The following is a 14,173-nucleotide window of genomic DNA, read 5'->3' as shown; positions in this document are numbered from 1 at the left end:
TTTTTCATTTCTTTTTTATTTTACTTTGATATGATCGAATCCTTCTCCATAAACTCCGATGACAGCACTTTGTGACACAAATGCATTCGGGTCTATATCTTTAATCAACCGGAAGATGATAGGCGATTCCCTCTTCTTGGCTAATACGAACATCATCTTTACTTCTCGTCCTGTATAAAAGCCGGTTGCATTGATAATCGTAACTCCCCGGTGTGGATATTCGTTGATATGCCGTCCTATTTCTTCATATTTATTGGATATGATAAAGAACTGTACGGATTGGCGGGCACTATTCACTACCTGGTCGAGAACGAAGCTACAAATATAAAGAGTAACAAACCCATATACCACTTTTTCCCAGTCTTTTAAGACAAAATAACTGGAAGAAATAATAATCATGTCACAGATGAGTACGACTCTTCCTAATGTGATGTCCCGGTATTTGTTGATGATGGCTGCGATAATATCCGTGCCTCCTGTGCTTCCGTTTGCCGAAAAAGCAACCCCTATACCCCCTCCACAGAAGGATGCTCCAATAACACATGCCATAAAGGGCTGGTCGTGAAGGAGTCCGAAACCTGCTGTCAGCTTTTGAATGACGGACAGAAAGAAGGTGAGGGTAAATACTCCAAAAATAGTTTTAATGCAAAACTTCATCCCCAGCAATTTGAGGGCCAGTAGCAATAAAAAGAAGTTGATGCTGAAGTACGTATACTGTACGGGAAAACCCGTAGCCCAATATACAATAGAAGCAATACCCGGTACTCCCCCGGTAGTGATATCGTTCGGAAGTAGAAAAACGGTCCAACCGATGCCATACAAAATCATGCCGATGGCAATCATTACATAATCTCTGGCTTCACGGATAATGCTTTGCTTAGAAGGTTTTGGAATAGCTGTTTTCATAAAAGTGATTATGATAATCTATAAAATGTTCAAACACGAACCCATGAATAATCCGGCTTTGGGGGAGAAGCCGGATTGGTTCATTATGTTCGTGCTAAAAGGATATATTCAGTTTTATTTTGCAAAAGCGTGACGATAGCCTTGTACTTTATTCCATCCGCCGCGAGTGAAATCGGGGACTTCTACCGGAGCAGAATTATTCTCGATGGAAAGTCTGGTAAGTTCGGCCATGCAACACCACTCTGCCAGGTCATAAACGTCCATATCTAATGGTAATCCATTTTGCAGGCAATATGCCAGACGGTAGTCCATGATAAAGTCCATACCACCGTGGCCGCCTACTTTCTTGGCAGTTTCTTCCAACTCTATGTGAATCGGATCTTTATATTTGTCCATCAAGGCTTTCTTTACATTTTCGGGTACAGAGCCATGTGCATTCAGATTTTCATGATTAGGCACATCTTTAGAATCAACTTGTGTAGGTCGCAGGCAATATTCTTCAATCGGATATTTGCTTGCATAGCCATCGGCTCCCACTATCTGGTACATGCGGCTGTATGGGCGGGGTGTCATTACATTGTGCTGGATCAGCATCGTTTTGCCATTTTCTGTGCGAATCAAGGTCGAAGTCTGGTCACCATTCTGGAAGTCGGTCACTTCTTCTCCTGTTTGTTTCTTAATGTAAGCCGGTCCGTTGACAGCTTTCGTATCCATAGATACCAATGTTTTCATACGGTCGCCACGGTGGATATTAAGTACCTGACAAGCGGGGCCCATACCGTGAGTCGCATATACGTCACCGCGATGCAGGTGATTATAATCCATTCGCCAGTTGTTCCAGTATTCAGGCCAGAAATCTTCCAGGTTGTGGATATATGAACCTTCTACATGAAGCACTTCTCCGAATACGCCCTGTTGTGCCATATTTAAAGAAGTCAGTTCAAAGAAGTCATATACACAGTTTTCGAGCTGCATACAATGCTTGCGGGTCTTTTCAGAAGTGTTGATTAACTGCCAGATTTCATCCAATGTCATAGCGGCAGGAACTTCGATGGCTACATGCTTGCCATGTTCCATGGCATAGACACCCATTGCAGCATGATGCTTCCAGTCTGTAGCTATGTATACAAGATCAATATCATCCCGTTTGCAAAGTTTTTTCCATGCATCTTCCTCTCCGCTGTAAGAAGCAGCTGCAGGGAGTCCGGCATTCTTCAAAATTTCTTGTGATTTTTCAACACGTTCGGGAAGCAGGTCGCATAACGCTACAATCTTAGTTCCCGGAATATGAGTCCAGCGTGCTACGGCGCCGGGACCACGCATTCCTAAGCCGATGAAACCGACACGTACGGTATCAATTTTAGGAGTAACGAGTTGGATTACATCTTCTTGTCCGGCAGGGCGGGCAGGAGTTTCTACTTTGATAGGAGTAAAGGCTTCCGGAGCCTTTGGTTGTTGAGTACAACTGGTGTGCCAAGTTAACAAAGCCAAGCCGATAGCAGTGGCTGTGAGTAGTTTCTTCATCATATTTTAAGTTTTTAATAGGGGTTATTCGCTGTTTTTCATTTACGTGTCAAAAATAGTAATTAATTAGCCAACTATTTATATTTATAACTGATATTTTCATCATAAACTTCTATTATGAGGTAGAAAATGATTCAAACTTTTTCTACCTGATTTTGTATAGTCTTGTGTATCGACAAATACATATAAAAGACAGGCCATTAGAAGGTCTTTCCTAAAAAGAAGTGGTCTTTTTAAAATTGCTTAACGTTTACTTCTTTTGTTTTGATTAACTACATAAGCCGGTAATCCATTATAGTTCATTTCGGTACGGAAATGAGCTAAATGATAATTTTGCGGAGTGCCCTGAAAGGGCTTAATTATATAGCGTAGGGCAACGCCCTACGTAAAAACGACAATCTGAATTTGCGCCCTGAAAGGGCATAATTGTATACAGTTCCGCCCTTTCAGGGCTTGTGGCTGGTGTGCTTTTTTCGTAGGGCGTTGCCCTACGCTATATAATTAAGCCCTTTCAGGGCACCCCAATAAATATATAATTGTAAGGCTTTCAGCCTAACTGCAAAATTCCCATTTAATTAAGAACTGCATAGACACGAGTTAAACGGTGCGCTAATGAATGGGTCAAGGGTGAGGGATGGTGAGGGTAGATTTATAACCTTTTATTTTATTATTTTCTATACTATCTCCTTTTTTTATCTATAAAAAAAATACGAAAGTTATAAATCTACCCTCACCATCCCTCACCTTTGACCCATATCTTATAATAAAAAGATAACGGGGAATCTTAAAAACTCAATCATCTTTTTCAGATTTACCACAACGTTTCCAGAATACTTCATTATTTTATTCAAAACTACATAGTTTGGAATCAATTGCCACTAATGATTTTATTAGTTATTTTTAAGCAATCGTTTACCTATTGATAGTTATTTCATTGCCTAAGTAGTTTTCGTTTGACTATAGTCAAGCGATAGTTCAACATATGTCAAGCGTTCGTTCAACAACTGTCAAACGATAACTCGTTAGGCAATTGAAAGAATAATATAAGCAAGAGAAAGAAATAAAAGCTGCATATTGACGAGTTATTGTCAGCGGTAGTATCTTGGGAGCCGTTTTCAGACTGAGCCGCATTTCCGTACCGGAATGAATTAATTTTTAGGGATATGCCGCCGTTTCATAATCTTAGCGGTCTAAAGTAAAACAAAAAAAAGAGAATCTAATTTCTCAGATTCTCTTTGGAGAGCGGAAGACGGGGCTCAAACCCGCGACCCTCAGCTTGGAAGGCTAATGCTCTATCAACTGAGCTACTTCCGCAATTTTTGTGGGCAAAGATGGATTCGAACCACCGAAGTCGAAAGACAGCAGATTTACAGTCTGCCCCATTTGGCCACTCTGGTATTTGCCCTTTTTTTGCTTTTGAGGAGGTTTGTTTCTCAATTGCGGTGCAAAGATACAACTATTTATTTAAACTCCAAACAAAATCGATCATTTTTATTGCAGTAATTGCACATTCGTCTCCTTTGTTACCCAGTTTGCCACCGGCACGATCCTCTGCTTGCTCCATTGTATTTGTGGTAATTAATCCGTAAATAACTGGTATATCGCCAGTTGCGTTTAACTCGGTAATTCCCTGGGTTGCTCCCATACAAACATAATCAAAATGTGGAGTATCTCCTTTAATTACGCAACCAATTGCAATAATTGCATCAAGATCGCAATTTTCCATCATTTGATTGGCGCCAAAAGTTAGTTCGAAACTTCCCGGTACAGTTTTTACCAGAATATTTTCGTCTTTTGCTCCATGTTTTTTTAATGTATCGACTGCGCCTTTCAGTAAAGCACCGGTAATATTGAAGTTCCATTCGGATACGACAATGCCAAATTTCATTGCTTCTGCATTCGGAACGGAATTGAAATCATATTCGGATAAGTTATGGTAAGCTGTTGCCATAGTAAATTAAAAGTTGAGAATTATAAAATGAAGTTTGAAAGTATGGGAAATTAAGAAGAAAGGCACGGATTTCACGGATTCCACGGTTTTAATAGATAATCCGCTTAATCCGGTGTAATCCGTGCCTCGATCTCCTTATATAATAAGGTATTATTTTTTCATCAATTTAGCCTGTTCGATATATTTGTCGATGTCCATAGCTTGATAAGACTGGAAGTATTTATCCTTGATCTTAGTGTAAGCGTTTACTGCATCGTCATATTTTCCTTGTTTTACCAAGATTTCTCCGGCTTGTATCAGGAAAATCGGGCTTAATGTGTTATTGTCAGCTTTGTCTGCTGCCGACAGTAAAGTAGAGGCAGCTTTGTCCAGTTGACCAAGTTGTGCATAGCAGTTACCTGCAGCACCCAAGATTGCCGGAGCAACCATTTGGTCTTTTCCATTGAAGCTATCCAGCATCTTCACTGCTTCTTCATATTTGCCAAGTTGTGCGTAGCAAATACCAGCATAAGCTTTTGCCAAATTAGCAGCTTTTGTTCCGCTGTACTCATCAGCTACTTTCAGGAAACCTGTGTAACCGATGCTGTCACCGTTTAAAGCCTGTTCAAAAGCATCCTGTTCAAAGTATTCCTGTCCTTTGAAAAGAGCTGCTTGTGCTTTTTCTTCACGTGGTTCAGCATAGAGGTTTTTGTACATGATAAAACCTGCTACAATAATAATCACAGCAACAACACCGCCAATAATTGCGTTTTTGTACTTGATAAGAAATGCTTCCGATTGTGTCAGTGCATCTTCTACGTTCAGATGTTCGTTCTGATTCTTTTGTTCTGCCATTTTATATGATTCTTTTTGTTATTATTCACAGTTTGATATTTCGACTCGCAAAAGTAGTTTTTTTATATCTACAAATGAAATTTAGAAGCATCTTTTTTTGTTTTACACCCGAAAACCACGAAAATCTTGCTACTTTTGTGAACAAATTAACGTGTGCACAATGATACTGAAACGAATATCTATATTAAATTATAAGAATCTGGAAGAGGTGGAGCTGGGATTCTCTGCCAAACTGAATTGTTTTTTTGGACTGAATGGGATGGGGAAGACGAATCTGCTGGATGCAGTGTATTTCTTATCCTTCTGTAAAAGTTCCGGCAATCCGATTGATTCTCAGAATATTCGTCATGAACAAGACTTCTTTGTCATCCAGGGTTTCTATGAAGCGGAGGACGGAACTCCTGAAGAGATTTATTGTGGAATGAAACGCCGTTCGAAGAAACAATTTAAACGGAATAAGAAAGAATATAGCCGCTTCTCGGATCACATCGGCTTCCTGCCTTTGGTGATGGTTTCACCTGCCGATTCTGAATTGATAGCCGGAGGGAGTGATGAACGTCGCCGGTTTATGGATGTAGTGATTTCGCAGTATGATAAAGAATATCTTGAAGCACTGATACGGTATAATAAAGCATTAGTGCAGCGTAACACATTGCTGAAGAGTGAGTTCCCGGTGGAGGAAGAATTGTTTCTTGTATGGGAGGAAATGATGTCTCAAGCCGGTGAAATCGTTTTCCGGAAGCGTGAAGCGTTTATCCGGGAGTTTATTCCTATTTTCCAATCTTTCTATTCTTTTATTTCTCAGGATAAAGAGGCTGTGGGATTATCTTATGAGTCTCATGCACGGGATGCTTCTTTGTTGGAAGTGTTGAAGCAGAGCAGGGAGCGGGATAAGATAATGGGGTTCTCTTTGCGGGGGATTCATAAGGATGAGTTAAATATGCTGTTGGGCGAATTTCCGATAAAGAAAGAAGGCTCGCAGGGACAGAATAAAACATATCTGGTGGCGTTAAAACTGGCACAGTTTGATTTCTTGAAACGTACGGGCAGAACTGTTCCTTTATTATTATTAGATGATATTTTTGATAAACTGGATGCTTCCCGCGTAGAGCAAATAGTGAAGTTAGTGGGCGGAGACAATTTCGGGCAGATATTTATAACGGATACGAACCGGGGGCATCTGGACCGTATTTTACATAAGGTAGGTAGTGATTATAAGATATTTCGTGTAGAAGAGGGTACAATTCAAGAAATGGAGGCTGACGATGAAGCGCAATGATGCCGAACAAATAGGAAAACTGATTCAACAGTTTCTTCGTCAGGAGAGTTTGGAGTCTCCGCTGAACGAACAAAGACTGTTGGATGCCTGGCCTCAAGTCTTAGGACCGGCGGCGGCTTATACCAGCAATCTTTATATTCGTAATCAGACATTGTATGTGCATCTTACTTCTGCTGCTCTCCGGCAGGAGTTGATGATGGGGCGTGAAGTATTGGTGCGCACACTCAATCAGAGAGTCGGTGCTATGGTTATTACAAACATTATTTTTCGTTGAGGAAAGGGATTCTGTCTATAACCTTTATACCCAGCTTGCGAAGTGTTTCGGTTGCACGGCTGTAATAAAAAGGATTTTCCAGATATTGATTATTGTGAGCATCTACACCGATGATAGCGGTGCAACCTTCATGGGCGGCTACTTTCCAGAAATCCGGGTAAGGAATGGTGGTGATTCCATGAATGTCATTATACTCTTCATAACCAAGATTATATTCCAACGGTAGGTTTAACCGTGCTGCTGTACGACAGATATGTCTGCTGACCAGTTTGCAATGATGATCGAATTCCGGGTAGGAACGCATGAATAAATCCGGATGGGCAAGGTAGGCAAATAGTCCGCTTTCCATCCCTTCAATAGCACTCTCTTCGTAGAGCTCGAGCATGTCTACCGAATCTGTATTCCGGCCGAAATAGGGAAACTTCTCATCTGTATGAAAATGGTGATTTCCGAAGATGATGTAATCCAGCTTATATTCTTTGATGATTCCTTTTAACCAGTGTATATATTCAGGAAAGTATTCACATTCCAATCCTATTTTTATACTGATTTGATTCTTGTATTTTTCTTGTAGCGAACGGAGGCTTTCCACATAGCCCGGCAACTCTTCAGGGAGCATGCGGATGTCGGAGATATAATTGGTGTGGTATTTCCACGGAGTGTGGTCTGAAAAGCCTATTTCTTGATAGCCGCCTTTGATGGCACTTAAAACAAATTCTTCGTCACTCCCTGTCGCATGATGGCAGCGGGTGGTATGGGTGTGATAATTCGTCTTCATTGATTGTTATAATTATATCCATGCGGACGTCGAATGATTCCGCAGGAACTTCTTCTACTAGTTGAAACGGGAAACAAATCCCAGCTTTATAGGCTGATGGTATGCGTGGCAAGAGGCGGTCGTAGTATCCTTTTCCTCGTCCCAAACGGTTACCTTTAGCATCAAAAGCTACTCCGGGAACGACGATGAAGTCGATGGCTGCATAGTCTGTGAATGCTTCCCCGGTTGGTTCTTCTATGCCATAGACACCACAGATTGACATATTTTCAGGCCCGGTATATATCCGAAGCTCCAAATCATCGCCTACCACTACGGGGAGCAAGATTCGTTTCTTATTGCTCCATTTTCGGATAAACTCATGTGTGTCTACTTCATCATTTAGCGAATGGTATAGTAGTACGGTATTGGCCGCCCTGAAAGCCGGGTGGGCTTCAAGGGCGGTCAGTATGTTAGCTGATTGCAGCTTTCGCATAGTCGAATCCGCGTGTTGGGTCTTCAGTAATGCTATACGCTTGCGCAGTTCTTTTTTTCTTTCCATCTTTTTTGTCCTTCGTCACTTCTTCCTCTTCAACGGCTACCGGAGCTTTTGGGAAAGCTTCTCCTTTTTCGAGTATCTCAATGCCTTTAATGACGGTAGCATCTGTCTTGTTAAAATATTGAAGATAAGCTTCCAGTCCAAGCATATTGTAGATGATGTTACCAAAGAGGTTCTTCTCCAAAAGTTTGTATGACTTCTGAATGAGGATATTTCTTCTTTTCACTCCTTTGCTGTCGGCAAAACGGACAAACTGTTCTACCAATCCCTGATGACGAAGATAATTCAGCAATTCTTCCTCTGTTTCATATTGGCTAAGTTTCTTCCGGTTATTGTCGGTGTACTGGAATGTGAATTGAATAGTCAGTCCCCGGTTGATAACAGTAGAAAGATAAGAGGTGACTCCCGTTGTATCTTGCGGTACGAATATATCCGGCATGATACCACCACCGCCATAAACAGTACGTCCCAGGCTGGTGTTATAGCGTTCGCTCTCATTCTGCTTGATACTGTCGCGTGAGAAAAATTCCCCATGTTCGTAACGGGTATATAAATCCAGTTCGTAGTTACGATCTTTACCGCTTTCGTATGGGCGTTGGATACAACGTCCGGATGGAGTGTAGTAGCGGGCGATTGTCAGGCGGATAGCCGAACCATCACTGAAGTCGATCGGTTGTTGCACAAGCCCCTTACCAAAGGAACGGCGTCCTACAACTGTACCCCGGTCGTTATCCTGAATAGCTCCGGTGAAGATTTCACTGGCAGAAGCAGAACCTTCGTCAATCAATACGACGAGTGGCATTTTCTGACAGCTACCTGTACCGTTGGCGAATTCTTCTGCACGTGGATATTTACGGCCTTGAGTGTATACGATTAATTTGCCTTCGGGCAGGAACTCATTCACCATGCGGATGGCTGCTTCCATATATCCTCCGGTGTTACCGCGGAGGTCAATGATCAGACCTTTGCATTTTTTATGGTTGAGTTGTGCCAGTGCATTCAATAATTCTACATGGCTGGTACGTCCGAATTTGCTGACTTTCACGTAACCAATGTCATCGTTTAGCATATAAGCTGCATCAACGGTATTTTGAGGAATGTCTCCACGGGTAATGTTGAAATGCAATAAGTCTTTTTCTCCTGTTCGTTTGATACCTAATTTCACTTGTGAACCTTTCGGGCCTTTCAGAGTGCGCATAGCCCGTTCGTTGGTTACTTTCTTACCGACAAACAAACTGTCGTCCACGGTAACAATACGGTCGCCCGCCATCAATCCTATCTTTTCAGAAGGGCCACCCTGAACGACTGCATTCACATGAATGGTGTCGTTCTGTATGGTAAACTGGATACCGATTCCGCTAAAGCTACCTTCCAGTTCCGAGTTGACTTCTTCGAGATTTTGGGCAGGGATATAAGTTGAATGTGGATCTAATTCGGCCAGAATCTGCGGCATGGCTTTTTCCACTAAATCGGCCATGTTTACGGTGTCGACATATTGATCGTCTACAATGCGTAACAATGCGTTTAGCTTATTGGAGGAACCGTTGATAATACCCAAACGGTTGCCGGCAAAATGCTTGGCATAAAATGTACCGATAAGAATCCCGACTACCACGCTGACTGCTATGATGACAGGTGTAAAACGTGAAGAGTTTTTTGTACTCATGTCTATTCCTTTTTTTTAACGTTCGTCTTCTTATATATTCGGAGAGGAATGGTTATCTAATTCTGTGTAGATAACTTCGATTCCCGCCCGTTTTAATAACTCAATTCCATCTTCCAGGCGGTAATGTTCGGAGTAAACTACCCGTTTGATCCCTGCCTGTATGATTAACTTTGCACATTCGATGCAAGGAGAGGCGGTGACGTACATGGTAGCACCGTCGCTACTGTTGTTTGAACGTGCTATTTTGGTAATGGCATTTGCTTCCGCATGCAGAACGTATGGTTTTGTCAGATTGTTTTCATCTTCGCATACATTCTCAAAACCGGAAGGAGTTCCGTTATATCCATCGGAGATAATCATTTTATCTTTAACAATTAAAGCTCCTACTTTGCGGCGTTGGCAATAGGAATTTTCAGCCCATATACTGGCCATGCGTATATAACGTTTGTCAAGTTCTAATTGTTTCTTTTCAGTGTCCATGTTGTTTACTATTTATTACTAACTACCCGGAAAACCATACGGAAAGTTTGTTTACCGGATGCCGGTTTGTATAAAAGGTATAAGTTATTACTATCTCCTTCGTAAGATGTAGCAGCATTAAGCCCCTCTATAAAATTTCTGGCGAGTTGGTCGTTACCATAATTACCTGCAGTGGTAACAGTAGCTTTAAAGCTGTTGTTTTTGGCATTGGCGCTCCATTTTCCTTCAAAAGTACTGGTTGCAATGACAGTTCCTTTTATATTTCCGTTCATAACATCTCCATCTACTGTACCATCAAATACGATATTGTATGTACCATTCTTATTAAGCTCTTTGATACTTGCTTTTTCTTGTTCCTCATTCTCCCAAAAGCCAAACATCTCATGACCTCCATCCACAGTGATATAATTTAGTTTCCACGTTTTTCCTGTAAAGATAGCGGCTACATCGTCCGAATCATTACACCCTGAAAATAAAGGAAGCAATAGTAATAATCCTACTATTTTATAGATATTCTTCTTCATACGGTTATGTTTAATACTTAATACCTTATACTTAATACTTATTTCTTTATTCCATTTCTGATTAATAAAGCATCAATACTTGGTTCCTGTCCGCGGAAACGTTTATAAAGTACCATTGGATGTTCCGTTCCTCCTTTCGACAGAATATTATTGCGGAACGAGTCTGCAACTTCCTGATTGAATATTCCTTTTTGCTTGAACAATGAGAAAGCGTCAGCATCCAGTACTTCCGCCCATTTATAACTATAGTATCCGGCGGCATATCCACCAGCAAAGATATGGGAAAACTGCGTACTCATGCAAGCTTCTGGTACAATCGGCAATATTTGTGCATCCTTCCAGGCTTCCTGTTCATAAGCTTTCACGTCTCCTTCAAAAGGAGTGTTGCGAGTATACCACGCCATATCAAGTAAACCGAAACTTAGTTGCCGCAGACAAGCATAAGCAATATTGAAATTAGAAGCGTCTACAAGACGTTTTATTAATTCATCCGGTAAAACTTCTCCTGTCTGATAATGACGGGCAAATGTATTTAGGAAATCTTTCTCTATGGCGAAGTTCTCCATAATCTGCGAAGGAAGCTCCACAAAGTCCCAATATACATTGGTTCCGCTTAAACTTCTGTAAGTGGAATTGGCAAACATACCATGCAGGCTATGTCCGAACTCATGCAAGAATGTTTCTACTTCATTGAATGTTAATAAAGCAGGCTTATTCTCGGTTGGCTTGGTAAAGTTCATCACAACGGATACATGCGGACGGCTGTTTTCGCCAGTCTTTTTATCTATCCATTGGTCTTTGTAACTTGTCATCCAAGCTCCGGCGCGCTTACCTAAACGCGGGTGGAAGTCAGTATATAAGACGGCTAAGAATTTTCCGTCTTTATCAAACACTTCAAAGGCTTCCACTTCTTTATGGTAAACCGGAATTTCTGTATTTTTCCGGAAAGTAATTCCATATAACTTTTCAGCTAGTCCAAACACTCCTTTTTTCACTTGTTCCAATTCGAAGTAAGGACGGAGCATTTCTTCATTGATATTGAATTTTTTGTCTTTCAGTTTGTTTGAGTAATAACTCCAGTCCCAAGGCATTACAACGAAATCATCTCCCTGCTCTTCGCGGGCCAGTTCTTGGATTTCTTTGTATTCTTGTTGTGCGGTAGGAGCATATGCTTCCAGCAGTTGGTTAAGCAGTTTGTATACAGACTCACTGTTTTCAGCCATTCTTTTCTTTAGCGTATATTCCGCATAATCTTTGTATCCCAATAGCTGGGCTATTTTCATACGTGTATTGGCTATATTTTTTACGATATCGATATTATTGAATTCGTTATCGTGCGTACATTTTGTATTGTAAGCCATATACAATTTCTGGCGTAAATCACGATTGTCGGAATACGTCATAAAAGGAACGTAGCTTGGAGCATGAAGCGTGAACGCCCATCCTTCTTTTTCTTCGCTCTTGGCTGTTTCAGCAGCAGCTTCTATGATAATTTCGGGTAATCCGGCGAGACTTTCCTTTTTTGTCAACAGCATCTGATAGGCATTTGTCTCTTTCAGGTTGTTTTCACTGAAAGTAAGCGTCAGTTTACTCAACTCGTTAGTCAGGCGGCGGTACTCTTCCCGCGCTTCTCCTTCCAAATTGGCACCATGACGAACAAAACTGTTGTATGCATTTTCCAGTAACTGTTTTTGTTCCTGTGTCAGTTGCAAAGTCTCTTTTTGGTTGTACACTTCTTTCACACGTGCGAATAACTTTTCATTCAGTGTGATATTATTGCTGTGTTCACTAAGCAACGGCATAATCTTTTGAGCGAGTTCTTGCAGATCGTCATTCGTTTCTGCGCTCAACATATTACCGAAGACGGCAACTACTTTATCCAGTAATTCCCCTGATTCTTCGAAAGCTTCTATCGTATTGCTAAAATCAGCCTTTTCCGGATTCTGTATGATAGCCTCTATTTCAGCATTTTGCAGCTTGATTCCTTCGAGGATAGCAGGCTCATAATGTTCAGTTTCAATCCGGTCGAACGGCACGGTTCCGTGCGGCGTATGGTATTGCCCGTAGAAAGGATTCTGGGCGTTTGTTATATTGCTCATAGTGCAAACTAGTATCAATGTTATTAATAATCTCTCCATAGAAGTACAAAACTACTAAAATTGTTGCTTATTCAACGGATAACACGTTGCTTTTTAACAATATATAAAATGAAATGTATAAAAAAACCGCTACGGTTTCCCGCAGCGGTTTTCTATATGGTTCAAGCTTCTAATTAAGCGTTAACTGATGCCATGTGAGCGATCAAGTCAAGTACTTTGTTAGAGTAACCGATTTCGTTGTCATACCAAGATACAACTTTAACGAAAGTATCAGTCAAAGCGATACCTGCTTTAGCGTCGAAGATAGAAGTACGAGCGTCACCTAAGAAGTCAGAAGAAACTACTGCATCTTCAGTGTAACCCAGGATACCTTTCAATTCGCCTTCAGAAGCTTCTTTCATTGCAGCGCAGATTTCAGCGTAAGTAGCCGGTTTAGCCAAGTTAACTGTCAAGTCAACTACAGATACGTCCAAAGTCGGAACACGCATAGACATACCAGTCAATTTGCCGTTCAATGCAGGGATTACTTTACCTACAGCTTTAGCAGCACCAGTAGAAGAAGGGATGATGTTGCCAGAAGCAGCACGACCACCTCTCCAGTCTTTCATAGAAGGACCGTCAACTGTTTTCTGAGTAGCAGTTGTAGAGTGAACTGTAGTCATCAAACCGTCAAGGATACCGAACTTGTCGTTCAATACTTTAGCGATAGGAGCCAAACAGTTAGTAGTACAAGAAGCGTTAGATACAAATTGAGTACCTTTTACGTATGTCTTTTCGTTTACACCGCAAACGAACATCGGAGTGTCATCTTTAGAAGGAGCTGACATTACAACATATTTTGCACCAGCTTCGATGTGAGCCTGAGCTTTGTCTTTGCTCAAGAACAAACCTGTAGATTCAACAACGTATTCTGCACCTACTTCGTTCCATTTCAAGTCAGCCGGATTTCTTTCAGCTGTGATACGGATAGCTTGACCGTTAACGATCAATTTGCTGTTTTCAACATCTGCTTCGATAGTACCGTCGAATTGACCGTGCATTGTATCATACTTCAGCATGTAAGCCAAGTAATCAACCGGGCAAAGGTCATTGATACCTACGATTTGAATATCGTTTCTTGTCATTGCAGCGCGGAAAACGAAACGTCCGATACGTCCGAATCCATTAATACCTACTTTAATCATTTTGTTTAAACTTTTAAGGGTTTTATAATATTTGTTCAAATATCTCTCTACCTCCGCACTTGTTTTATTTTCAAATGCGGTGCAAAATTACAAAAATGTTTTTATATTCGCGCATTAAATTCACATTAAATATTGAAAA

At 41.1% G+C, this 14,173-nt stretch carries 13 protein-coding genes and 2 tRNA genes; 2 read left to right on the top strand and 13 right to left on the bottom strand.

Going from position 1 to position 14,173, the window contains the following annotated elements; all coding sequences use genetic code 11:
- Window positions 1-15: 15 nt before the first annotated feature.
- The 6 genes from DW173_RS03235 to DW173_RS03210 all read right to left on the bottom strand — a co-directional run bounded on the left by DW173_RS03235 (window position 16) and on the right by DW173_RS03210 (window position 5,215).
- Window positions 16-906 carry a YitT family protein gene (locus DW173_RS03235; protein WP_004312663.1) on the bottom strand — a complete coding sequence of 297 codons (891 nt, stop codon included), beginning with the start codon at window positions 904-906 and terminating at the stop codon, window positions 16-18.
- A 114-nt stretch (window positions 907-1,020) separates the two neighbouring features.
- Entirely contained in the window at window positions 1,021-2,430 is a 1,410-nt protein-coding gene (locus DW173_RS03230; RefSeq protein WP_120143763.1) for a Gfo/Idh/MocA family protein, read from the bottom strand.
- 1,241 nt (window positions 2,431-3,671) lie between these two features.
- Window positions 3,672-3,744, bottom strand: a tRNA-Gly gene (locus DW173_RS03225).
- Window positions 3,745-3,752: 8 nt separating this feature from the next.
- Window positions 3,753-3,835: transfer RNA gene (locus tag DW173_RS03220), tRNA-Tyr, on the bottom strand.
- Window positions 3,836-3,886: 51 nt separating this feature from the next.
- Window positions 3,887-4,381 (bottom strand): 6,7-dimethyl-8-ribityllumazine synthase, encoded by a 495-nt coding sequence (gene ribH / locus DW173_RS03215; protein WP_004301766.1) that lies wholly within the window; start codon window positions 4,379-4,381, stop codon window positions 3,887-3,889.
- A gap of 150 nt (window positions 4,382-4,531) precedes the next feature.
- Window positions 4,532-5,215 (bottom strand): tetratricopeptide repeat protein, encoded by a 684-nt coding sequence (locus DW173_RS03210; protein ID WP_004316163.1) that lies wholly within the window; start codon window positions 5,213-5,215, stop codon window positions 4,532-4,534.
- Window positions 5,216-5,375: 160 nt separating this feature from the next.
- Here DW173_RS03210 and recF point away from each other — a divergent pair, with 160 nt between their 5' ends.
- The gene (gene recF, locus DW173_RS03205) at window positions 5,376-6,494 is read left to right on the top strand and encodes a DNA replication/repair protein RecF (RefSeq protein WP_008771136.1); all 1,119 of its coding nucleotides are present in this window, start codon (window positions 5,376-5,378) and stop codon (window positions 6,492-6,494) included.
- Complete coding sequence (locus DW173_RS03200; RefSeq protein ID WP_004316165.1) at window positions 6,481-6,768, top strand: DUF721 domain-containing protein; 288 nt, start codon at window positions 6,481-6,483, stop codon at window positions 6,766-6,768. Before recF ends, DW173_RS03200 begins: the two co-directional genes overlap by 14 nt.
- Here DW173_RS03200 and DW173_RS03195 read toward each other — a convergent pair.
- The 7 genes from DW173_RS03195 to gap form a co-directional block, all read right to left on the bottom strand.
- Entirely contained in the window at window positions 6,755-7,546 is a 792-nt protein-coding gene (locus tag DW173_RS03195) for a histidinol-phosphatase (protein ID WP_008771137.1), read from the bottom strand. The two genes, DW173_RS03200 and DW173_RS03195, sit on opposite strands and share 14 nt — an antisense overlap.
- The gene (locus DW173_RS03190; protein ID WP_008020855.1) at window positions 7,491-8,018 is read right to left on the bottom strand and encodes a 5-formyltetrahydrofolate cyclo-ligase; all 528 of its coding nucleotides are present in this window, start codon (window positions 8,016-8,018) and stop codon (window positions 7,491-7,493) included. The genes DW173_RS03195 and DW173_RS03190 overlap by 56 nt, the downstream gene beginning before the upstream one ends.
- Window positions 7,996-9,747, bottom strand: coding sequence for a S41 family peptidase (locus DW173_RS03185; RefSeq protein ID WP_008020856.1), 1,752 nt, complete (start codon window positions 9,745-9,747; stop codon window positions 7,996-7,998). Before DW173_RS03185 ends, DW173_RS03190 begins: the two co-directional genes overlap by 23 nt.
- Before the next feature lie 30 nt (window positions 9,748-9,777).
- On the bottom strand, window positions 9,778-10,227 hold the full coding sequence (locus DW173_RS03180) for a dCMP deaminase family protein (RefSeq protein WP_118194540.1): 450 nt from the start codon (window positions 10,225-10,227) through the stop codon (window positions 9,778-9,780).
- An 8-nt stretch (window positions 10,228-10,235) separates the two neighbouring features.
- Window positions 10,236-10,751, bottom strand: a complete 516-nt coding sequence (locus DW173_RS03175; protein ID WP_087318520.1) for a DUF4847 family protein — start codon at window positions 10,749-10,751, stop codon at window positions 10,236-10,238.
- A 38-nt stretch (window positions 10,752-10,789) separates the two neighbouring features.
- The gene (locus DW173_RS03170) at window positions 10,790-12,850 is read right to left on the bottom strand and encodes a M3 family metallopeptidase (protein WP_120143698.1); all 2,061 of its coding nucleotides are present in this window, start codon (window positions 12,848-12,850) and stop codon (window positions 10,790-10,792) included.
- A 173-nt stretch (window positions 12,851-13,023) separates the two neighbouring features.
- A complete protein-coding gene (gene gap / locus DW173_RS03165; protein WP_004316172.1) occupies window positions 13,024-14,034 on the bottom strand; it encodes a type I glyceraldehyde-3-phosphate dehydrogenase in 1,011 nt (336 codons plus the stop codon).
- Window positions 14,035-14,173 lie beyond the last annotated feature (139 nt).

The organism is Bacteroides sp. AM16-13 (genome assembly GCF_003602705.1).
GTDB classification, from domain to species: domain Bacteria; phylum Bacteroidota; class Bacteroidia; order Bacteroidales; family Bacteroidaceae; genus Bacteroides; species Bacteroides xylanisolvens.
Note: the sequence above shows the minus strand (reverse complement) of the source record. Positions and strands in the feature narration are given on the sequence as shown.

Coding starts and splice junctions, on each gene's coding strand:
- DW173_RS03180 (WP_118194540.1), bottom strand. CDS start 10,227: ATGGACACTGAAAAGAAACAATTAGAACTTGACAAACGTTATATACGC.
- gap (WP_004316172.1), bottom strand. CDS start 14,034: ATGATTAAAGTAGGTATTAATGGATTCGGACGTATCGGACGTTTCGTT.
- DW173_RS03175 (WP_087318520.1), bottom strand. CDS start 10,751: ATGAAGAAGAATATCTATAAAATAGTAGGATTATTACTATTGCTTCCT.
- DW173_RS03185 (WP_008020856.1), bottom strand. CDS start 9,747: ATGAGTACAAAAAACTCTTCACGTTTTACACCTGTCATCATAGCAGTC.
- DW173_RS03200 (WP_004316165.1), top strand. CDS start 6,481: ATGAAGCGCAATGATGCCGAACAAATAGGAAAACTGATTCAACAGTTT.
- DW173_RS03235 (WP_004312663.1), bottom strand. CDS start 906: ATGAAAACAGCTATTCCAAAACCTTCTAAGCAAAGCATTATCCGTGAA.
- DW173_RS03210 (WP_004316163.1), bottom strand. CDS start 5,215: ATGGCAGAACAAAAGAATCAGAACGAACATCTGAACGTAGAAGATGCA.
- DW173_RS03195 (WP_008771137.1), bottom strand. CDS start 7,546: ATGAAGACGAATTATCACACCCATACCACCCGCTGCCATCATGCGACA.
- DW173_RS03230 (WP_120143763.1), bottom strand. CDS start 2,430: ATGAAGAAACTACTCACAGCCACTGCTATCGGCTTGGCTTTGTTAACT.
- recF (WP_008771136.1), top strand. CDS start 5,376: ATGATACTGAAACGAATATCTATATTAAATTATAAGAATCTGGAAGAG.
- DW173_RS03170 (WP_120143698.1), bottom strand. CDS start 12,850: ATGAGCAATATAACAAACGCCCAGAATCCTTTCTACGGGCAATACCAT.
- DW173_RS03190 (WP_008020855.1), bottom strand. CDS start 8,018: ATGCGAAAGCTGCAATCAGCTAACATACTGACCGCCCTTGAAGCCCAC.
- ribH (WP_004301766.1), bottom strand. CDS start 4,381: ATGGCAACAGCTTACCATAACTTATCCGAATATGATTTCAATTCCGTT.